Origin of the sequence: Clostridium cadaveris (assembly GCF_020911725.1) — a bacterium.
GTDB lineage: Bacteria > Bacillota > Clostridia > Clostridiales > Clostridiaceae > Clostridium_X > Clostridium_X cadaveris.
In genome coordinates, this window is the sequence record NZ_CP076620.1 from 158,673 (window position 1) to 177,457 (window position 18,785).

Genomic DNA, 18,785 nt, shown 5'->3' on the forward strand with positions numbered 1-18,785 from the left:
ATTATCTATTAGATATAGCGATTTAACTTATAGAATAATATTTGCTAATATTTAGGTGGGGAATTATTCGAATTTTAATAAAGTTAGAGGGAGATGTAATTTTATGAAAGAGAAAAGAGGTATTATTTTAGGGGGAGCCATTATAGGTATATTATCTGTAGTATCTGTATTCTTAGGAAATCCAAAGAATATGGGTATATGCGTGGCTTGCTTCATCAGGGACACAGCTGGAGCATTTGGATTACATGGAGCAGCAACTCTCCAATATGTAAGACCTGAAGTTTTAGGCATGATATTGGGAGCATTTATAATAGCTATAGCTAAAAAAGAATTTAGTTCAAGAGGAGGATCTTCACCTTTATTGAGATTTGTTCTTGGATTTATGATTATGATAGGAGCATTAATGTTCTTAGGATGTCCAACAAGAATGGTACTAAGGCTTGCAGGTGGAGATTTTAATGCTTTATTTGGAATTGCGGGATTTGCAGTTGGAATAGTTATAGGTATATTCTTCTTAAATAGAGGATTTACACTAAAAAGAAATTATAAACAGACAAAGTATGAGGGAGTAGTTTTCCCAATAATTAATATAGTTTTAGTTGGACTAGTTGCCAGCGGATCAGCATTACTTTTATTTTCAAAAGAGGGTCCAGGTTCAATGCGTGCACCAATATGGTTTGCATTAGGTTTTGGGTTAATAGTTGGTATAATATGCCAAAGAACAAGGCTTTGCATGGCTGGAGGAATAAGAGACATTATATTATTTAAGGATTCATATTTGATATGGGGATTCATATCAATAATTGCAGCAGCTTTAATAGGTAATTTAGCTTTTGGATTTTTTAACCCAGGATTTGAAGCTCAACCGGTTGCTCACACAGATGGATTATGGAATTTTCTTGGTATGGTAGTAGTTGGATGGGGATCTATCCTTTTAGGGGGATGCCCAATGAGACAGCTTATATTGAGTGGAGAAGGAAATATAGATTCTTCAATAACAATTTTAGGAATGCTTTTAGGAGCAGCATTTGCTCATAATTTCAGTTTAGCAGCAAGTCCAAAAGGACCAACTCCAAATGGACAAGTAGCTGTTATAATATGTTTAGTTGTATTATTAGCTATTTCTTATTTTTCAAAGGATAAGAAAATATCAATGAAAGTGAAGGGAGAGGTCAAAGTTGGTTAGAATAGATGCAAGGGGAATGTCATGCCCACAACCAGTTCTTATGACTAAAAATGCTTTAGAAGCAAATCCAAAGGGAGTAGAGATATTGGTCGATAACAACACAGCTTGTAGAAATGTTGAAAGATTTATGAAAAATGCAGGTTACAGCGTTTCTGTAAAGGAAGAAGATGAAGATTTTATATTAGCAGCAACAAAGTAATATGGAGTTGATTATATGGAATATGTAGCGACATTTTTTACTCATTCAGGAGCTATAAGCTTTAGCAGGTTTTTAACTAAGAATCTTATAGAAAATGAAAAGATGCCTATACCTAGAAAGTTGAGTTCAAACTGTGGAATAGGTGTATCCTTTACTTATGATGGGGAGCTAGAAGAAATTCATAGCGATGATATGGAAAAGATTTTCGCATCTAATAAAGGTGAGTATAAACTTCTAAAAGAATTTTAGTAAAAATTTTATATTAAAAATCACTTTAAATTGAAAATAAATTGTTTAAAGAAATGAGCTGGATGGATAAGCACTGCAGGAGCTTAGACTGAAGGCTTTTTTCTTTTGAGGTAAAAAAGTAATTATGTAATTAGAGGAAATATAACAGGCTAAAAGATATCTTCATATCGGATAGAATTAAAATAGGTAAATTTCAATAAAAACGTGAAAAAATGAGTATATAGATATTAGATAGTGAAAATTACATATAATATTTTTAAATTAGACTAAAATAAGAATATTTAAATTGTAAAACCTTTACGGTTCTTTTATAATAAAGAGGAATTTGATTAATGTAAATCTGTTTTTAGGAAGAAGGGTGTCATTCCCTCACTGTCGCGCAACTGTGATAGATGAGTGCAAAACAATATGCCACTGGAGGTTAGTCTTTGGGAAGGCCGTTTTGTGCAATGAAGCTTAAGTCAGGATACTAAAAGATTTACAGTACACTGCCTTACGTCAGATGAGGGGGTACAGGATACAAAGTGGAAAACACGATTTATTCTTAATATCCCATTAATATGGGAATTTTTTTTGAGAATAATTCGATGTCTTTAATGAGTTATCTACCACACCTGAGGTTTGGTTTTTTCAAAAATTATTAAAATATCGGAGGTCAAAATGAAAAAACTCAAATCAATAATTTCAATTATTCTATGTCTAATGCTTATGTTCACTATCATTGGATGTGGAACATCAAAGGAAACAGCTAAAGAAAATAGCACGGAGAGTGCAAATCTATTACCAGAAGGAAATTGGAATGCTATACCAGAAGAAAATGCAAAGGGTGAAGCAGGAAAACTTCAATCAAAGTATGTACCAAAATATGCAAAGGGATTTACTATAGAATATTACTATGGCGGAGCAAAGATAATTGCTACCGATATAAAAGAGACAGCAAATACAGGAAAGTATTCTCAAAGAGTTTTGATATTACCAGAAGGAGCTACAGAGCCTAAGGATACAACTTGGGACCACGTTATTAAAGGTAAAGTGGACAGTGTTGTAACACTTGCAAGTGCTCATGCAGGACATTTCGAAAATCTTGATGCTATAGATGTAGTTAAAGGAACTTCTATAAAGAGTGAATCTTGTTATATATCAGGGTTAAAGGATGCATTAGCTAAAGGAGCTACTAAGTATGTAGGCTCTAGCAAAAATGTAGACAAGGAATTAGTAGCTTCTTTAAAACCACAAGTTGTATTCGTTGGTGGAATGCAAAGTGATGTTGAAGTAGCTAAGAAGCTTGAAGAAAGTGGAATTTTCTGCTTATACTTTGGAGATTTTGCAGAAGACAACTATATGGGAAGAGCTGAATGGATGGAACTTGTAGGAGCGTTTATAGGAAAAGAGCAAAATGCTCAAGACTATATGAAGGAAAATGAAAAGGGAATAAATGAAATTATCGCTAGAACAGCAAAGATTAAGGACAAGCCAAATGTTTTATGGTTTACTCATAGTTCTCAAGCACCTCACTGGAATCTTAGAACAGAGAAAGATTATGTAAACTCAATTGTTTCAGCTGTTGGAGGAAAGCTATATGCGCCAGAAAGTGAAAAAAATTCTGTTACACTTTCAAATGAGGATTTCTTAAAATATATGACAGATGCTGATAAAATCATTTTTGGAGTTTCACTTAATTCCTATAAGAAGGCTAAGGATATAACATTTTTTAATAAAGAAGGTCAAATTGACTTTGCTCAATCAAAGGCATTTAAAAATGATGATTGTTATGTAGTTGGGTATGATTGGGCACAAGATACTGCAAATGCACTATCTATAATAAAATCTGCTGCAATAGCTTTTTATCCAGATGAATTTAAGGATTTAAAGAACGATGGAAAAATAATAAAATTCAAGGTGGATTAATTTGAAAACAAAAATGTTTAATAAAAGAGCCAGATTTATAATGCTGATATCGCTAATTCTTTTAGCGGTATCAGCCATCTTTGCTATAGGAATAGGTTCAGTATATATAGAGCCTGCAAAGGTAGTGGAGACGCTAATTCAAGGCAGAGATGCTGGAACTGTGGAAGCGACGATAATATATAATATGAGACTTACTAGGGTTATAGCAAGTATATTTGGAGGAGCAGCTCTAGCTTTATCAGGACTATTACTTCAAATTTTATTTAATAATCCCATTGCGGATCCATACATTTTAGGCATATCTTCAGGAGCTAGACTATTTGTAGGACTTGTACTTCTTGGAGGAGTTACATTTGGGTTTAATACTACCAATCCTTGGTTTCTATTTTTAGGGGCATTAATTGGTTCTTTAGTAGTAATGATGCTAATACTTGCTTTTGCCTCAAAACTTAAAAATATAACAACGCTTTTAATAGTAGGAACTATGTTAGGATACCTATGTTCTTCATTAATAGGATTTTTGGTGGCTTTTTCTGACGATAACAGCATAGCTGATTTTACAAAATGGGGTATGGGGTCTTTTGGACTTATGACTTGGAGTCAGATATATGTATTGGTAGCAGTATGTATTACGTTATTCATACTGTCTTTTATGCTATCTAAAAGTCTAAATTCATTTTTACTAGGTGAAGCATATGCTAAGACAATGGGAGTGAATACTAAGGCTCTCAGAGTTCTTATAATAGTATTTTCAAGTGTTTTAACTGCTGTTGTTACGGCTTTTGCAGGTCTTATAGCTTTTGTTGGAATGAGCGTACCTCATATATGTAGATTGCTTCTAAAATCAGAAGATGCAAGAACTTTGATTCCTACAACTTTGGTTATAGGCGCTTTATTTGGAGTAGCCTGTGATTTAATAGCGAGAACCATAGTTGCTCCAAGTGAAATTGCAGTTGGAACTATAACATCTGTAGTTGGGGTGCCGATAGTATTGTATTTACTCATGAAGAGAAATAAGGTGAGAATATGATGGAACATATAAAGTTAAAAGATTTATCTGTGGGATATGAAGGCAAAGTAATAGTAAGTGGTATAAATTTGGAATTCATTAGAGGTAAGATGACGTGTATACTTGGAGCTAATGGATCGGGAAAAACTACTATGCTAAAAACTATAGCAAAGATTATAGAGAAGGTAGATGGAGATATTGAAATATCATCTAAAAGTCTCTGGAACTATAAACAAAATGAACTTGCAAAAGAAATGTCTGTAGTTTTAACTCATAGAGCAGAACTAGAAAATATAACAGGATTTGATGTGGCTTCTATGGGAAGATATCCTCACACTGGATTCTTCGGAAATTTATCAGAAAAAGATGTAAATATAGTAGATGAATCTCTTAAAAAATGTTCAGCTTATTATTTAAAAGACAAAACTTTTAATCAGTTAAGTGATGGAGAAAAGCAGAAAATCTTGATAGCAAGAGGACTTGCACAAGATCCTAAGGTTATTATCTTAGATGAACCTACAAGCCATCTTGATATTAAGTATAAACTAGATGTTCTTTCTACATTGAAGAAGCTAAGCATAGAAGAAGGAAAAACCGTAATATGTACCCTTCATGAACCTGATTTGGCTATAAAGTGCTGTGATTACTTGGTGCTTGTAAAAGGTAATAAGGTTATAGCTAGTGGAAAAACAGATAATATTGTGAAAAGTGGTAAGCTTAATGAACTTTATGGACTAGATAAACATCAATTTGATGCCCAAATAGGAACCGTGGAATTCGTAAATAAATCTGGAAGAGATTTTTTTATAGTTGGAAGTGATGAAATCACAACAGACATATTTAGAAAGATTGCTGGAAGAATGAAGGGGTTTGGAGTAGGAGTTCTTCATGAGAATGATGTGAGTTTTCATATAGCTAAGGCCATGAATGCAGAAGTGTTTTCAGCTAAAGCTTATGAGGCAGTAAGTGATAAACAAATAGAAGAGGCATATGAATCTGCTAAAAATTACAAATATATACTTACAAGCAACTTTAGAATCTGTGATATTAATGAAAAAAATATGGAATTAATTAAACGATTAAGGCTTAATGGGAATAAAGTGTTTAATATAAGCGATATAAATATAGAAGAATTTATAGATGGTATGTAAAAAGAGGTGAGAAGTATACATGAAGAAGTTAGTTATCGGTGTAGGTTGTAGAAAAGGATTATCGTGTGACAAATTAGAAAGTGAGATTATATCAGTATTCGATAAAAATTCCTTATCAATAAATGATGTAAAAATAGTTGCAAGTATTGATATAAAAAAGGATGAAAGAGGAATTATAGAATTTGCGAAAAAACATAATATTGAATTTAAAACTTTTAGTTCAGAAGAACTTTCTATAGTTTCAAAAAAGTTTTGTCAAAGCAATTTTGTTAAAGGAGTTACTGGTATAGGAAATGTATGTGAAAGTGCAGCATATTTAGCAAGCGGAAAAGGTAAATGCATATTGAACAAGACATTAATGGATAAAGCTACTCTTTCTATTTATGAAATGGAAGAGGGCAGGTCTATTAATAATATCCTTATAATAGGGGGAACTACAGAGGCTAGAAAAGCACTAGATGAGCTTAGTAGTTTAGCTAATATTTATCTATCGGTTGCTACTCAATATGGAGCAGATATCGTAGATAATGACAAAGTTAATATAATATGTGGAAGGATGGATTCTAAAGGATTTTCAGATTTTATAAAATCTAAAAATATAGACTTGGTTGTAGATATGTCTCATCCTTTTGCAGTGAGAGTTTCAGAGGAAGTTAAAAAAGCCTGCATAGAAACTGACACTATACTTATGGACTACTCAAGAAATAATATAAGTTATGAATATGAAAACATATTTTATTGCAACGACTTCGAGGAAGCAGCAAATAGAGCCAGTAATTATGATGGCAACATATTTTTAACTATAGGTGCAAACAATATAGCTATATTTACAAAGGTTATAGATCCTAATAGAATTGTTGCAAGAGTTTTAGAGGTGGATAGCTCAATAAATGCATGCTTGGAAAATGGAGTGCCTAGAGAAAATATAATTGCAGAAAAAGGACCTTTTTCTTATGAAGAGAATTTAGAAGCTTTCTCAAGATATAATGCGGCAGTTATTGTAAGTAAAGATAGTGGGTTAACAGGTGGAGTTGACAAGAAAATTAAGGCCGCTGAAGAACTTGGCATACCAGCTATATTGGTAGCAAGGCCTCACGATAATAATAAAGATAAGATATGCGTAACATCTGTTGATGAAATAAGAAAATGGATTATAAGCCAATATAACAGGAGGTGATTTTTTGTTCGTAAATGGAAAAATTCTAAAGGAAGGATATACTACAGGTTCTTGTGCGGCAGCAGCTGCTAAAGCTGCTATATTAGACTTTAATGGTCATAAAGCTGATTTTGTGGATATAGATACTTCACTTGGAACATTAAATATACCTATAGAAAAGATTGTTAGATATGGTGACTACTCAATTTGTAGTGTGATAAAAAATGCTGGAGATGACCCTGATGCTACAGACGGATTAGAAATATGTGCGAAGGTAACATTAAATGATACTGGAACTATCATTGTAGATGGTGGTGAGGGAGTTGGAACAGTTACAAGAAGAGGTCTTAAGGTAGAGGTTGGAAAGAAAGCTATAAATCCTGGACCTATGAAGATGATAAAAGAAGAAGCAGCTAAAGTCTTAAAGGATGGACAAGGAGTTGATATAGTAATATCAATTCCTAAAGGAGAAGAAGTTGCTTCAAAAACTTTCAATCTCCATATAGGAATAGTTGGAGGGATTTCGGTATTAGGAACTACAGGTGTAGTGAAACCTATGAGTGAAGATGCCTACAAGGAAAGTTTAGCTATAGATATTGATATGCTTAAAGAAGAAGGTATGGAAGACTGTACTTTTGTTTTTGGAGAATCTGGGAAAGCGTTGGCCATAAAGCTTGGAATAAATGAAAAAAGATGTATAATGACATCCAATTTTTTAGGATATATGCTTGATTATGCTAATTATAAAAAAATAAAAAGCATACTTTTAGTTGGTCAACTTGGAAAGATGTGCAAGGTAGCCGCTGGTATATTTAATACTCATTCAAGAGTTGCAGATGGAAGAATGGAAACTCTTACAGCGCTTACGGCTCTATGTGGAGGAGATATAGACACACTGAATTCTATTTATAATTGTCTGACTACAGAGGAAGCGATAGAAATCATAAACGACAAGGGACTTCAACGAGTTTATGACCTTATAGTTGAGAGGATTATGTATAGGGTCAAGAGATACGTAAAAAATGAAATTCATATTGAGATAATTCTTTATTCTGATGGTAATGAGTTTTTAGGGAAGTCAGAAGGTGCTGAAGAATTAAGGAGGATTAATGAGTAAAGTAAGTATTGTTTCTACAGGATTAGGAAATAAAGATCTTTTAACTACTGAAGGCAAAAAAGCTATAGAGAATAGTCAGGTTATAATAGGAGCAGAAAAGCTATTAAAAGAGTTTGGAAACAGAAAAGAAACTATAGTGTTAAAAGGGAATCTAGATTACATAAGTAATTTTATAAAGGAAAACTATGAAAAGAAGTCCATAGCTGTTTTAGTAACTGGAGATGCGGGACTATATTCTTTGGCCCAATCTGTAAAAAAGAGAATACCTAAAGATATTCCATGTGAGATAATACCAGGAATAGGTTCGCTTCAATATTTATGTGGAAAAGCTGGAATAGGGTACGAAAACATAAAAATAGTAAGCTTTCATGGGAAAAAGGGGTCTATACTTCCATATGCAGCTTATAATAGAACGTTGTTTGCGATAACAGGCGGTGAGGTTAAAGCTCATGATGTTATAAAAGAACTTTGTGACGGAGGACTTGGACATGTAAAAATATGTGCTGGTGAAAATATGTCACATGAAGATGAGAGAATATTAAAAGGTAAAGCAGAGGAATTAGTTTGCTGCGAATTTAAAGATTTAACATCTCTTGTAATAGAAAATGAAACTTATGTAAATTCATACATACCTCTTTTTGATAATGATTTTGTAAGAAGTAAGGTTCCTATGACAAAAGAGGAAATCAGATGGATTACTGTTTCTAAGATGAATATAAAACCACAAGACATTATATATGATATAGGTGCAGGTACTGGCTCAGTAACTATAGAAATGGCTAGAAAAGCTAATGAGGGCTTAGTATATGCAGTGGAAAGAAACTCTGAAGCTGTAAGTTTAATAAAGGAAAATAAAGCTAAACTAGGAGCTTTCAATGTTAAGGTGATAGAGGGATTGGCTCCAGGATGTATTTCAGACCTTCCAAAGCCTGATAAGGTATTTATTGGCGGAAGCTGTGGTAATATGAGAGAGATTATTGAAACTGTATTGAAAAAAAATCCTAAAGTCAAAGTTATGATAAATACTATAACTTTAGAGTCATTAAGTGAAAGCATATCTACCTTAAAAGAGCTAAAATTTGATATGGAAATTGTAAATATGAATGTTTCAAGAGCTCATAGTGTTGGTGGATATAATCTTATGAAAGCTAATAACCCAATATATATCATAAGCGGGGAGAAAAATTATGAAGACTAATTTTAATAGAGTTATGATCGCTGGTACAGGAAGCGGCTGCGGTAAAACTACTGTTACTTGTGCTATACTCAAAGCTTTGAAAAATAGAGGGCTTAATGTAACATCATTCAAATGTGGGCCTGATTACATAGACCCCATGTTCCACTCAGAAATAATAGGAACAAAATCAAGAAATCTTGACATGTTTCTATGTGGGGAAGAAATAACAAAATACTTATTTGCTGAAAATTCAAGGGAAAGCGATATCTCCATTATAGAAGGAGTTATGGGATTTTATGATGGCCTTGGAATACGAAATAGTAAATATTCCTCAAATTATATTTCAAATGAAACTGACACTCCCGTGGTTTTAGTAGTAGGATGTGCAGGGATGGCTTTATCTATAGCTGCTATGGTAAAGGGCTACACAGATTTCTATAAAAACAATATAAAGGGTGTTATAATAAATGGTGCATCAGAAAAGATGTACCCTATATACAAAGAAATAATTGAATCAAATACAGGGGTTAAAACTTTAGGATTTCTTCCTAAAATAAAGGAAGCATCAATAGAAAGCAGACATCTTGGACTTGTAACAGCCTCTGAAATTGACTCACTAAATCATAAAATAGATCTTCTTGGTGAAAATGGAGAAAAGTATATAGATATAGATGGTCTTCTTGAAATAGCAAAAGAAGCTCCAGCTATGGAGTGTGACAATATAGAAATAGAAAAGGGAGAGCCTGTAACTATAGGTGTTGCAAAAGATAAAGCTTTTTGCTTTTACTATGAGGACAGCCTTCAGCTATTAAAAAAGATGGGAGCTAAAATAGTAACATTTTCACCTTTAAATGATGAAAAAATTCCTGAAGGAATAAATGGAATAATCCTAGGGGGAGGGTATCCAGAAGTATTTGCAGAGAAGTTAAGCAAAAATAAATCTATGCTGAACAGTATAAAAACTGCCATTACAGAAGGAATGCCCGTTTATGCAGAATGTGGAGGATTCATGTATTTAGGAAATACAATAAAAGATGAAAGTGAATTAGAATATGAAATGGTAGGCGCTATAGATATGAAATCTGAGCTTACTAAAAGGCTCCAAAATTTTGGATATACAACACTTAAAGCTAAAGGAGATAATCTTTTAGCTAAAGAGGGATGGGGTATAAATGCTCATGAATTCCATTATTCAAAGAGTAATGATGATGGAGATGATTTCAAAGCAGTTAAGCCTTCTACGGGGGTAGAAAGAAACTGCATCCATGGAAGCGAAACTTTATTTGCTGGATATCCCCATCTTCACCTTTGGGCAAATATAGATTTTGCAAAGAGATATATAGAGAAGTGTAGAGAGTATGAGCTAAAAAAATAAATTTAACAAATTAATCATTATATAATTCAGAGGAGAGGTAAAATGGATACTATTTTTATATTAGTAATAGCGTTTATATTGGATTGCATATTTGGAGATCCACAAAGTCTGCCTCATCCTATTTGCCTTATTGGAAATCTCATAAAGAAGGGAGAAACTTTCTATAGAAAGCATGTGAAAAATGAATTTATAGGAGGTATGATGCTTACTATAACTGTAGTTATGCTAAGCTTTTTAGTGCCATTCTTCATAATATTCTTAGCAGGAAAAATAAATGGATATTTAGCTTTTGCAATAAATATAGTATTTTCTTATCAGATATTAGCAGCAAAATCACTTAAGAAAGAAAGTATGAAGGTATATTATCCATTAAAGTCTGGAAATTTACCTGAAGCTAGAAAATTTCTTTCTTGGATTGTTGGACGTGACACTGGAGATTTAGATGAAATAGGTGTGACGAAAGCAACAGTGGAAACTGTAGCAGAGAATACCACTGATGGAGTTGTGGCACCAATGATTTTTATAGCTTTAGGGGGTGCGCCTCTAGGCTTTATGTATAAAGCTATAAATACACTTGATTCTATGATAGGTTACAAGAATGATAAGTATATGTATTTTGGAAGATTTGCTGCTCGTTTAGATGATGTGGCAAATTTCATACCAGCTAGGATTACAGCTATATTTATGATAATAGCATCAGGGTTTGTAGGATTAGACTTTAAGAATGCCTTTAAAATCTATATAAGAGATCACAGAAATCATAAAAGTCCAAACAGTGCACAGACTGAATCGGTATGTGCAGGAGCTTTAAATGTTCAACTTGCTGGAGATGCATATTATTTTGGAAAGCTTACAAAGAAGCCAACTATAGGAGATAAAAATCGAGAAATAGAACCAGAAGATATAATAAGAGCAAATAAGTTAATGTATGGAACTGTAATTATAACTCTTATTGTTACAGTGATAATAGGAAAAGCGATATAAACTAAAAACTTTATAACACACATAGAAAGAAGGTACGGTGTAATGTTAAATCTAGTGCATGGTGGAGATATATATTCAACTAAACCCAAAATAGATTTATCTGCAAATATAAATCCACTTGGAATGCCACAATCAGTAATAGATGCAGTAAAAATGAGCTTAAATCAGTGTCATAACTATCCAGATCCCTTATGTAGAGATCTTACACTTGAATTGAGTAAAAGTGAAGGAATAAACAAAGATTGGATCATATGTGGTAATGGAGCTGCTGATATAATCTTTAGATTAGTATATGCAGTAAAACCTACAAAGGCACTGATACTAGCCCCTACCTTTGCAGAATATGAACAAGCGCTTATAGCTGAAGGATGCTCGCTTTTATACCATAAATTGAAATATGAAGATAAATTTATGGTTACAGAAAACTTGTTAGAAGACATAAATGAAAATATAGATATGCTTTTTATATGTAATCCAAACAATCCAACAGGTCAGATTGTCCCAAAAGATTTAATGATTAAAATCCTAAACAAATGCAGAGAAAAAGGAGTTCTTCTAATTGTAGATGAATGTTTTAATGACTTTTTAGAAGAATCGCAAGAAAATACTATGAGAGATTATCTTAAATCTTATGAGAATCTTTTTATACTTAGAGCTTTTACAAAAATGTATGCAATGGCAGGACTTAGGTTAGGCTACGGAATGAGCTCTAATACAAAAATAAGAGAAGGTATATTTCGATGTGGACAGCCTTGGAGTGTATCAATTCCAGCACAGGCAGCAGGGATGCAGGCTTTAAAAGAAAGTGACTATCCCGAAAAAACAAGAGCCTTTATCAGAAAAGAGAAAGAGTATTTGATTAAGGAATTAGAGAGACTTCATATGGAAGTCATAGGATCTAAAGCAAATTATATATTTTTTAAATCAGATGGCATGAAAAATCTAAAAGATGATTTGCAGAAGCGAGGGATATTAATAAGAAGCTGCAGCAACTATCACCAACTTACAGGAGATTATTATAGAATTGCTGTAAAAACACATGAAGAAAGCTTTGTTTTTATAAGAGAACTAGAGGAAATAATACAATGTCAAGTGTAATGGTTATAATAGATGGAATGACCGATAATCCAATAGATGAAATGGAAGGAAAAACTCCATTTCAGTATGCTCAGTGCAAAAATATAAATTTCATAAGAAATAATGGAAGTTATGGAGAGTTTAAAACGTGTCCTGATGGATTTAAAGTGGATAGTATGAATTGTATAATGACTCTTCTCGGAATAGACCATCATAATATTCCAAGAGGGAGAGCTTATTTGGAGGCTCTAGCTCATGAAATACCAGTAGATAATGACGACTTAGTTATGAGATGCAATATTGTAACCATAGATGACTATGGAAGACTGAGATCAAGCTGTGGTGAAGGAATATCTAGAGAGGAATTTAAAAATATAATTAATGATAATGCAGAAAACTTTAAAGAAAATGAAAAAGTTAAGTTTTACAATATAGGTGGATATAAGAATATATTAGTCATAAAAGGTGCAAAAGACGAAGTTGAACGCACTATAACATATGCACCACATGAAAATCTTGGAGAATTAATAGAAGATATCATGCCAAGGGGTTCAAAGGTGAGCAGAATGATAGAAAAAATGATAAATGAAAGCAGACATAATATAAAGAGGCCTGATGAAGGCTTTAAAGAATATATGCTTATGCCTTGGGGAGAATCTTATGTTCAACAAATCCCTAAATTTTATCAACTGCACAATAAAAAGTGTGCATGTGTATGTGCTACGGAAATAGTTCAAGGAATAGCATTAGCAATGGGTATGAAAGTACCAAGAGTCAAGGGAGCTACAGCAGATGTAGATACAGATTTAAACAGTAAGCTTAATTCGGCATTGTCGCTAGCAAAGGAATATGAGATTGTTATAGTTCATATAAATGGCACAGATGAAGCATCTCATAGAAAGAGACCATTTGAAAAGGCAAGTTTCCTTAAAGATGTAGACGAAATAATAGTAGGAGGCCTTATCGAAAGTAAACTTTTTGATAATATTTTAGTTTGCTGCGATCACAGTAGCTTATCAGATAAGGGAAGCCATAGAGGAGGGTATCAGCCATTCTTTTTGTATAATTTTAAAGAAAACAATGAGCGTTTTCTAGGAAAAATTGATGGCAAAGAAGCTATAACTATTCTTGCAAGGAATTAAATAAAAAAATATATTATAAATAGAAGGGGAGATTCAAATGGAAAAGATAAAACCATCAGATATAGAAAAGAGAAGTTTTGAGATAATAACAGAAGAATTAGGAGATGTAAAACTTGATGAGCTGCAAGAGCCAATAATAAAAAGAGTAATACATACAAGTGCAGATTTTGATTATGTAAATACACTTTGTTTTTCTGAAGATGCAGTAAAAATAGCCCTTGAAGCTATAAAAAATGGTGCAGACATAGTTACTGATACTCAAATGGCTAAGGCTGGAATCAATAAAGCAACACTTAAGAAAAGTGGTTCACAAGTACACTGCTTTATGTCTGATGAAGATGTAGCAGTGAAAGCAAAGGAAAATGGAACAACAAGAGCAGTTGTATCAATGGAAAAGGCCTGCACTTTAGAAAAGCCTCTTATAATGGCTATAGGTAATGCACCTACTGCACTTATAAAATTAGATGAGCTAATAAAGGAAGGAAAGATAAAACCAGCTTTAGTTATAGGAGTTCCAGTTGGTTTTGTAAATGTAGTTGAGTCTAAAGAGATAATAATGCAATCAGGAGTTCCATATATAGTAGCTAGAGGAAGAAAAGGTGGCAGTAACGTAGCAGCAGCCATAGTGAATGCTCTTTTATATATGGCTTTTCCTAGAGAAGAATTTAAGAAATAGTAAATAGTGAATAGATAAGAGCTGAATTGAAGATTTTTGTTTAAGTATATCTAAATACTTAAGCAAAAATCTTTTTTTCTTTAAACTAAATGATGTATAAATGGATGTCTGATACAAACACAAAATGAAAGATTTGTATTTGTAAAATTCATAACCTCAAAATTTCGAATAAGAAAATATTGTTAAAACATGTATTCTAAATATTTTCAATTTGATAAAAGTACAAAAAATACGATAAAATTTTATGATTAATTTAAAAAATACAAAAAATACGATGAATTGTATTTAAAGAATTTAAAAAATAATGTATAATGCCAATAACGAGAATTGCAAAATTACACGAAAGATGAGGAAAAAACATGAAAAAAGAAAGCGGAAGCGTTAAAAAGCCTTCATTCATAGAAAGAGTTGGAAAGAAAATACCAGATCCAGTAATAATATTTATGGCATTGTATGCAATAGTAATGATTACAACATTATTTATGGGTGGAAAGACTTTCTCAACAGTAGGAGCAGATGGAGGCAGTATAGTTTATGAAATAAAAAACATGTTCCAAACTGAAAATGTAAGATGGATATTTGACAATGCTCTTTTAAAGAACTGGTTGTCATACGGCGGAGGCGTTCTTGGAACAATATTAGTTGTAATGTTAGGAGTTGGACTAGCCGAGGAATCAGGACTTTTATCAACTCTTATAAAGAAGGTTGGATTAAAGGTATCAGATAAATTTTTACCATTAGTATTAGTATTTTTGGGAATAATGAGTAGTATAGCGAGTGATGCAGGATACGTAGTATTAATACCACTTGCAGGTTTATTATACTTAGGATTAAAGAAGAATCCGTTAATAGGTATGGCAGCAGCTTTTGCAGGGGTTTCGGCTGGGTTTAGTGCCAACTTAATACCAGCAACTCCAACGGATGTAATTGTTGGAAATAATGCAAAGATATTTGCAGAGGGACAAGGAATACCTTTTGTATCTCAAAGTGGAGTGCCACTAAATGCACCAATGATGCACTATATATTTATAGCAGTTTCAACGGTTTTATTAACTTTAGTTGGATATTTTATAACAGTTAAATTCATAAAACCTAAGTTAGAAAAAGAGAGCTATGTAGTCCCAGAGGAAATGCACTTAGGAGATTTTGAAATAACTGAAGACGAAAACAAAGCATTAAAATGGGCTGGACTAGGATTGCTTTTAGGTTTAGCTTTTGTAGTAATATTAGCATTTGGACCTTTAGCTCCATATGTAAATGACAAAGGAGAAACTATTAAACCTATAATCTCTAACGTAATACTTATAATAACATTCTTATTCTTTATGCCAGGATTATTCTTTGGTATGAAGATGAATAAATTCACAAAGGCTATAGATGTTGTACAAGCTATGGCAAAACAAATGAGTGGAATGGGATATATATTAGTTTTAACATTCTTCTCTTATAACTTTTTAGCACTTTTAAGCTATTCAAACTTAGGAACTTATATAACATACTTAGGAGCTACATTGCTTCAATCATTAGGACTTGCAGAATATCCAATACTTCTAATGATAGGATTTATATTAGTAACTGCTGTAATCAACATGTTTGTTGGAGGTTTGACTTCTAAATGGATGCTTTTAGGTCCGATATTTATACCGATGTTATATCAAGTAAATTCAAGCTTGACACCGGATATAGTTTCAGCTGCTTATAGAGTTGCGGATTCATCAACTAATGTAATATCTCCACTTATGTCTTATGCTGGTATCATATTAGTATTCATGAAGAAATACAAGCCAGAATATACTTTAGGTGATATGATAAAGCTAATGTTCCCATATTCAGTAGCATTCCTAATAGTTTGGACAATTTTACTTATTGGATTCTTTACTTTGGGAATTCCGCTAGGATTTTAAAAAATACAATCAACAATTTTATTGCTCATCATAGAATATAGGAGGTTTACCTCATGAAGGTAAGCCTTCTATTTTTTGTTGTAAAAAAATTTTAACAAAATAAATAAAAATATTACATTGAATTTAGGCTTATTTTATTATAGAATTGACTAGTCAGTATAAAAAACTATATAAAGAGGTAAAAGAAACGTATAATAAAGATTTGTTTTTAGGATAATCTAAATATGAACTTAATATTTGCATTTCTGATTAAAAGAAGGAGAGCTATTATGAGAAATATATTTAAACTATACTTGAGAGACATTAGAAATATATTTTCAAATTATGCAGCACTTATAGTATTCATTGCTCTTTGTATACTTCCATCACTATATGCATGGTTTAATATAAAAGCTTCTTGGGATCCATATTCTCAGAATGCAACTAGCCAGATAAAAATAGGTGTAGTAAACAAAGACAAGGGAACTGATCTTAATGGAAAATATATAAATATCGGAGATAAGGTCATTGAAGAATTAAAAGACAATAAGCAGATGGGCTGGCAATTTGTAAGTGAGGAAGAAGCCTATAAAAATGTTGAGGAAGGCGATTATTATGCTAAGCTCACTATACCAGACAATTTTTCTGAAAATCTAACTTCAATTTTAGGAGTAGACATTAAGAAAGGTGAAATTGAATATACAGTAAATGAAAAAATAAATGCTATTGCACCAAAACTCACGGATAAGGGAGCTACAGGAGTACAAGAAAATGTGAGCAAAGCACTAGTTGAAACTGTAGGTAAGGCTATATTTAGTGTAGCGAATGAAGCTGGAATAACATTAGAGAATCAGCTACCTAGAATAAGCAATATTTATAATGCGTTGCTTCAGGTACAAAGTCATTTTTCAGATATAAATAATGTTGTAGATATGGCTGATGAAGGAGCTACAAAAACTAAGGATTTAGTCTCAAAAGTTCAAGGCGATATACCGCTTCTAGAAGAGACTATAAAGAATGCTGAAGACTTGACTTCAGAGCTTGAAAATTTTTTAAAAACATCAAAGAACTCATTAAATAAATTTGCTCCAAGTTTAAAACAAGATATAAAATTTGTAGGAGAAATTTCAAGAGATATTGAAAAGACAAGTAAGGGTCTTATTAATGCTATCAATGCAAATTCTGAAAAGATTCCAGAAATAATAGATAATTTATTAGTTAAAGCAAATAGTTTAAGTGATATGAATAAATCGCTCATTAGAGCATTAGAAGCTATAAATAAAATAAGTCCATCCAATAATTTAGCTGAAACCATAGGTAATCTAAAAAGAGTAGATGGAAAAATAGAATCTTTAATAGCAGTATTAAATGAAACCAAGAACAATGGAGGAAAAGTTGATACTACAAAGTTAAATCAAATTACAGATATATCAAATCAAATTGCCACTGTAGCTGAAGATTTATATAGCAGATTTGATGGTCAAATAATGCCATCTATAAATAGCGTTCTTGATAAAGCTTATACTGTTGCAGATGATTCTTTAAAGATATTACAGCAAGTAGAAGCTAAAATTCCAGATGTAAAAGGAATTTTGACAACAGTATATGAAGGTATTGATAAGGGAGAAGAAGGGATAAAATTCGTTAAAGGAAAACTTCCAGAGGCTGAAAATACTATAAATGATGTAGTAGATAAGATGAATAAAGTGGAAAATGGAAAAGGACTTACTGATATAATAAATTTATTGAAGAGTGATGTAGAAAAGAGAAGTAATTTTCTTGCAAATCCAGTGAAAACAGTAGAAAACAAATTATTTCCTATAGCTAATTATGGTACAGGAATGACTCCTTTCTATACAGTATTATCTTTATGGGTTGGAATTCTTCTTCTATCATCAATTTTTACAGTGAAAGCTTATGGAAATTACACTAGCATAGAAATTTACTTTGGGAAGCTTTTACTATTTATGACTATAACAATAATTCAGGCATTGATAGTATCTTTGGGGGATTTATATATCCTAAATGTATCTTGCATGAATCCAGGATTATTTGTTTTAGGAAGTGTATTGACTAGTGTGGTATTCACATTTATAGTTTATTCGCTAGTTTCTGTGTTTGGAAATGTGGGAAAAGTAATAGCCATAATTTTATTGGTACTTCAAGTAGCAGGATCTGGGGGAACCTTCCCAATTCAGCTTACACCAAGATTTTTTCAAATAATAAATCCATACTTGCCATTCACTTATTGTATATCTTTTGCTAGAGAAGCTATAGGAGGAGTGGTTCCTAGAATATTAAATAAAGATGTATTTGCATTTTTAATTTACATCGCAATATCGCTTGTGATTGCATTAATTTTAAAGAAACCTATAAACAAGATATCTAAAGGCTTTGTTGAGAGTTTCGAGAATAGTGGTGTAGGTGAGTAATATTTTTAGGATCAGGGCTGCATATATAAATATGTAGCTCTGTTTTTATAATATTTAGATAAAT

General features: G+C 32.3%; 16 protein-coding genes and 1 riboswitch. All 16 genes read left to right on the forward strand.

Annotation, left to right across the window (positions count from 1 at the left end; translation table 11 throughout):
• Window positions 1-103 precede the first annotated feature (103 nt).
• The 16 genes from yedE (at window position 104) to KQH81_RS00800 (ending at window position 18,721) form a co-directional block, all read left to right on the forward strand.
• Complete coding sequence (gene yedE / locus KQH81_RS00725) at window positions 104-1,186, forward strand: YedE family putative selenium transporter (RefSeq protein WP_027638963.1); 1,083 nt, start codon at window positions 104-106, stop codon at window positions 1,184-1,186.
• Entirely contained in the window at window positions 1,179-1,385 is a 207-nt protein-coding gene (locus KQH81_RS00730; protein WP_027638962.1) for a sulfurtransferase TusA family protein, read from the forward strand. Before yedE ends, KQH81_RS00730 begins: the two co-directional genes overlap by 8 nt.
• 15 nt (window positions 1,386-1,400) lie before the next feature.
• On the forward strand, window positions 1,401-1,634 hold the full coding sequence (locus KQH81_RS00735; protein ID WP_027638961.1) for a DUF3343 domain-containing protein: 234 nt from the start codon (window positions 1,401-1,403) through the stop codon (window positions 1,632-1,634).
• Between the two features lie 323 nt (window positions 1,635-1,957).
• Window positions 1,958-2,126: riboswitch (cobalamin riboswitch) on the forward strand.
• Window positions 2,127-2,294: 168 nt separating this feature from the next.
• Window positions 2,295-3,542: an ABC transporter substrate-binding protein gene (locus KQH81_RS00740; RefSeq protein ID WP_027638960.1), complete on the forward strand. Its 1,248-nt coding sequence runs from the start codon at window positions 2,295-2,297 to the stop codon at window positions 3,540-3,542.
• Window position 3,543: 1 nt separating this feature from the next.
• Window positions 3,544-4,572: a FecCD family ABC transporter permease gene (locus tag KQH81_RS00745; RefSeq protein ID WP_230028669.1), complete on the forward strand. Its 1,029-nt coding sequence runs from the start codon at window positions 3,544-3,546 to the stop codon at window positions 4,570-4,572.
• Window positions 4,572-5,702, forward strand: a complete 1,131-nt coding sequence (locus KQH81_RS00750) for an ABC transporter ATP-binding protein (RefSeq protein ID WP_074844880.1) — start codon at window positions 4,572-4,574, stop codon at window positions 5,700-5,702. Before KQH81_RS00745 ends, KQH81_RS00750 begins: the two co-directional genes overlap by 1 nt.
• Window positions 5,703-5,721: 19 nt before the next feature.
• Entirely contained in the window at window positions 5,722-6,879 is a 1,158-nt protein-coding gene (gene cobK / locus KQH81_RS00755; RefSeq protein WP_230028671.1) for a precorrin-6A reductase, read from the forward strand.
• Between the two features lie 4 nt (window positions 6,880-6,883).
• Window positions 6,884-7,975, forward strand: a complete 1,092-nt coding sequence (gene cbiD, locus KQH81_RS00760) for a cobalt-precorrin-5B (C(1))-methyltransferase CbiD (RefSeq protein ID WP_230028673.1) — start codon at window positions 6,884-6,886, stop codon at window positions 7,973-7,975.
• Window positions 7,968-9,173, forward strand: a complete 1,206-nt coding sequence (cbiE, locus tag KQH81_RS00765; protein ID WP_099335868.1) for a precorrin-6y C5,15-methyltransferase (decarboxylating) subunit CbiE — start codon at window positions 7,968-7,970, stop codon at window positions 9,171-9,173. Before cbiD ends, cbiE begins: the two co-directional genes overlap by 8 nt.
• The gene (locus tag KQH81_RS00770) at window positions 9,163-10,527 is read left to right on the forward strand and encodes a cobyrinate a,c-diamide synthase (protein ID WP_027638954.1); all 1,365 of its coding nucleotides are present in this window, start codon (window positions 9,163-9,165) and stop codon (window positions 10,525-10,527) included. The genes cbiE and KQH81_RS00770 overlap by 11 nt, the downstream gene beginning before the upstream one ends.
• A 42-nt stretch (window positions 10,528-10,569) precedes the next feature.
• A complete protein-coding gene (gene cbiB / locus KQH81_RS00775) occupies window positions 10,570-11,511 on the forward strand; it encodes an adenosylcobinamide-phosphate synthase CbiB (RefSeq protein ID WP_027638953.1) in 942 nt (313 codons plus the stop codon).
• 42 nt (window positions 11,512-11,553) lie between these two features.
• On the forward strand, window positions 11,554-12,609 hold the full coding sequence (locus KQH81_RS00780) for a pyridoxal phosphate-dependent aminotransferase (protein WP_027638952.1): 1,056 nt from the start codon (window positions 11,554-11,556) through the stop codon (window positions 12,607-12,609).
• Window positions 12,597-13,730, forward strand: a complete 1,134-nt coding sequence (locus KQH81_RS00785; protein WP_230028675.1) for an alkaline phosphatase family protein — start codon at window positions 12,597-12,599, stop codon at window positions 13,728-13,730. The genes KQH81_RS00780 and KQH81_RS00785 overlap by 13 nt, the downstream gene beginning before the upstream one ends.
• Before the next feature lie 37 nt (window positions 13,731-13,767).
• Window positions 13,768-14,406 carry a precorrin-8X methylmutase gene (locus KQH81_RS00790; RefSeq protein WP_027638950.1) on the forward strand — a complete coding sequence of 213 codons (639 nt, stop codon included), beginning with the start codon at window positions 13,768-13,770 and terminating at the stop codon, window positions 14,404-14,406.
• Between the two features lie 359 nt (window positions 14,407-14,765).
• The gene (locus KQH81_RS00795) at window positions 14,766-16,310 is read left to right on the forward strand and encodes an AbgT family transporter (protein WP_230028677.1); all 1,545 of its coding nucleotides are present in this window, start codon (window positions 14,766-14,768) and stop codon (window positions 16,308-16,310) included.
• Between the two features lie 269 nt (window positions 16,311-16,579).
• Entirely contained in the window at window positions 16,580-18,721 is a 2,142-nt protein-coding gene (locus tag KQH81_RS00800; protein WP_230028679.1) for a YhgE/Pip domain-containing protein, read from the forward strand.
• The last annotated feature ends 64 nt before the right edge of the window (window positions 18,722-18,785 follow it).

What these genes read in the sequence shown, in the direction of transcription:
- yedE (WP_027638963.1), top strand. Translation starts at nt 104, where the DNA reads ATGAAAGAGAAAAGAGGTATTATTTTAGGGGGAGCCATTATAGGTATA.
- KQH81_RS00735 (WP_027638961.1), top strand. Translation starts at nt 1,401, where the DNA reads ATGGAATATGTAGCGACATTTTTTACTCATTCAGGAGCTATAAGCTTT.
- KQH81_RS00740 (WP_027638960.1), top strand. Translation starts at nt 2,295, where the DNA reads ATGAAAAAACTCAAATCAATAATTTCAATTATTCTATGTCTAATGCTT.
- KQH81_RS00750 (WP_074844880.1), top strand. Translation starts at nt 4,572, where the DNA reads ATGGAACATATAAAGTTAAAAGATTTATCTGTGGGATATGAAGGCAAA.
- cobK (WP_230028671.1), top strand. Translation starts at nt 5,722, where the DNA reads ATGAAGAAGTTAGTTATCGGTGTAGGTTGTAGAAAAGGATTATCGTGT.
- cbiE (WP_099335868.1), top strand. Translation starts at nt 7,968, where the DNA reads ATGAGTAAAGTAAGTATTGTTTCTACAGGATTAGGAAATAAAGATCTT.
- KQH81_RS00770 (WP_027638954.1), top strand. Translation starts at nt 9,163, where the DNA reads ATGAAGACTAATTTTAATAGAGTTATGATCGCTGGTACAGGAAGCGGC.
- cbiB (WP_027638953.1), top strand. Translation starts at nt 10,570, where the DNA reads ATGGATACTATTTTTATATTAGTAATAGCGTTTATATTGGATTGCATA.
- KQH81_RS00780 (WP_027638952.1), top strand. Translation starts at nt 11,554, where the DNA reads ATGTTAAATCTAGTGCATGGTGGAGATATATATTCAACTAAACCCAAA.
- KQH81_RS00785 (WP_230028675.1), top strand. Translation starts at nt 12,597, where the DNA reads ATGTCAAGTGTAATGGTTATAATAGATGGAATGACCGATAATCCAATA.
- KQH81_RS00790 (WP_027638950.1), top strand. Translation starts at nt 13,768, where the DNA reads ATGGAAAAGATAAAACCATCAGATATAGAAAAGAGAAGTTTTGAGATA.
- KQH81_RS00795 (WP_230028677.1), top strand. Translation starts at nt 14,766, where the DNA reads ATGAAAAAAGAAAGCGGAAGCGTTAAAAAGCCTTCATTCATAGAAAGA.
- KQH81_RS00800 (WP_230028679.1), top strand. Translation starts at nt 16,580, where the DNA reads ATGAGAAATATATTTAAACTATACTTGAGAGACATTAGAAATATATTT.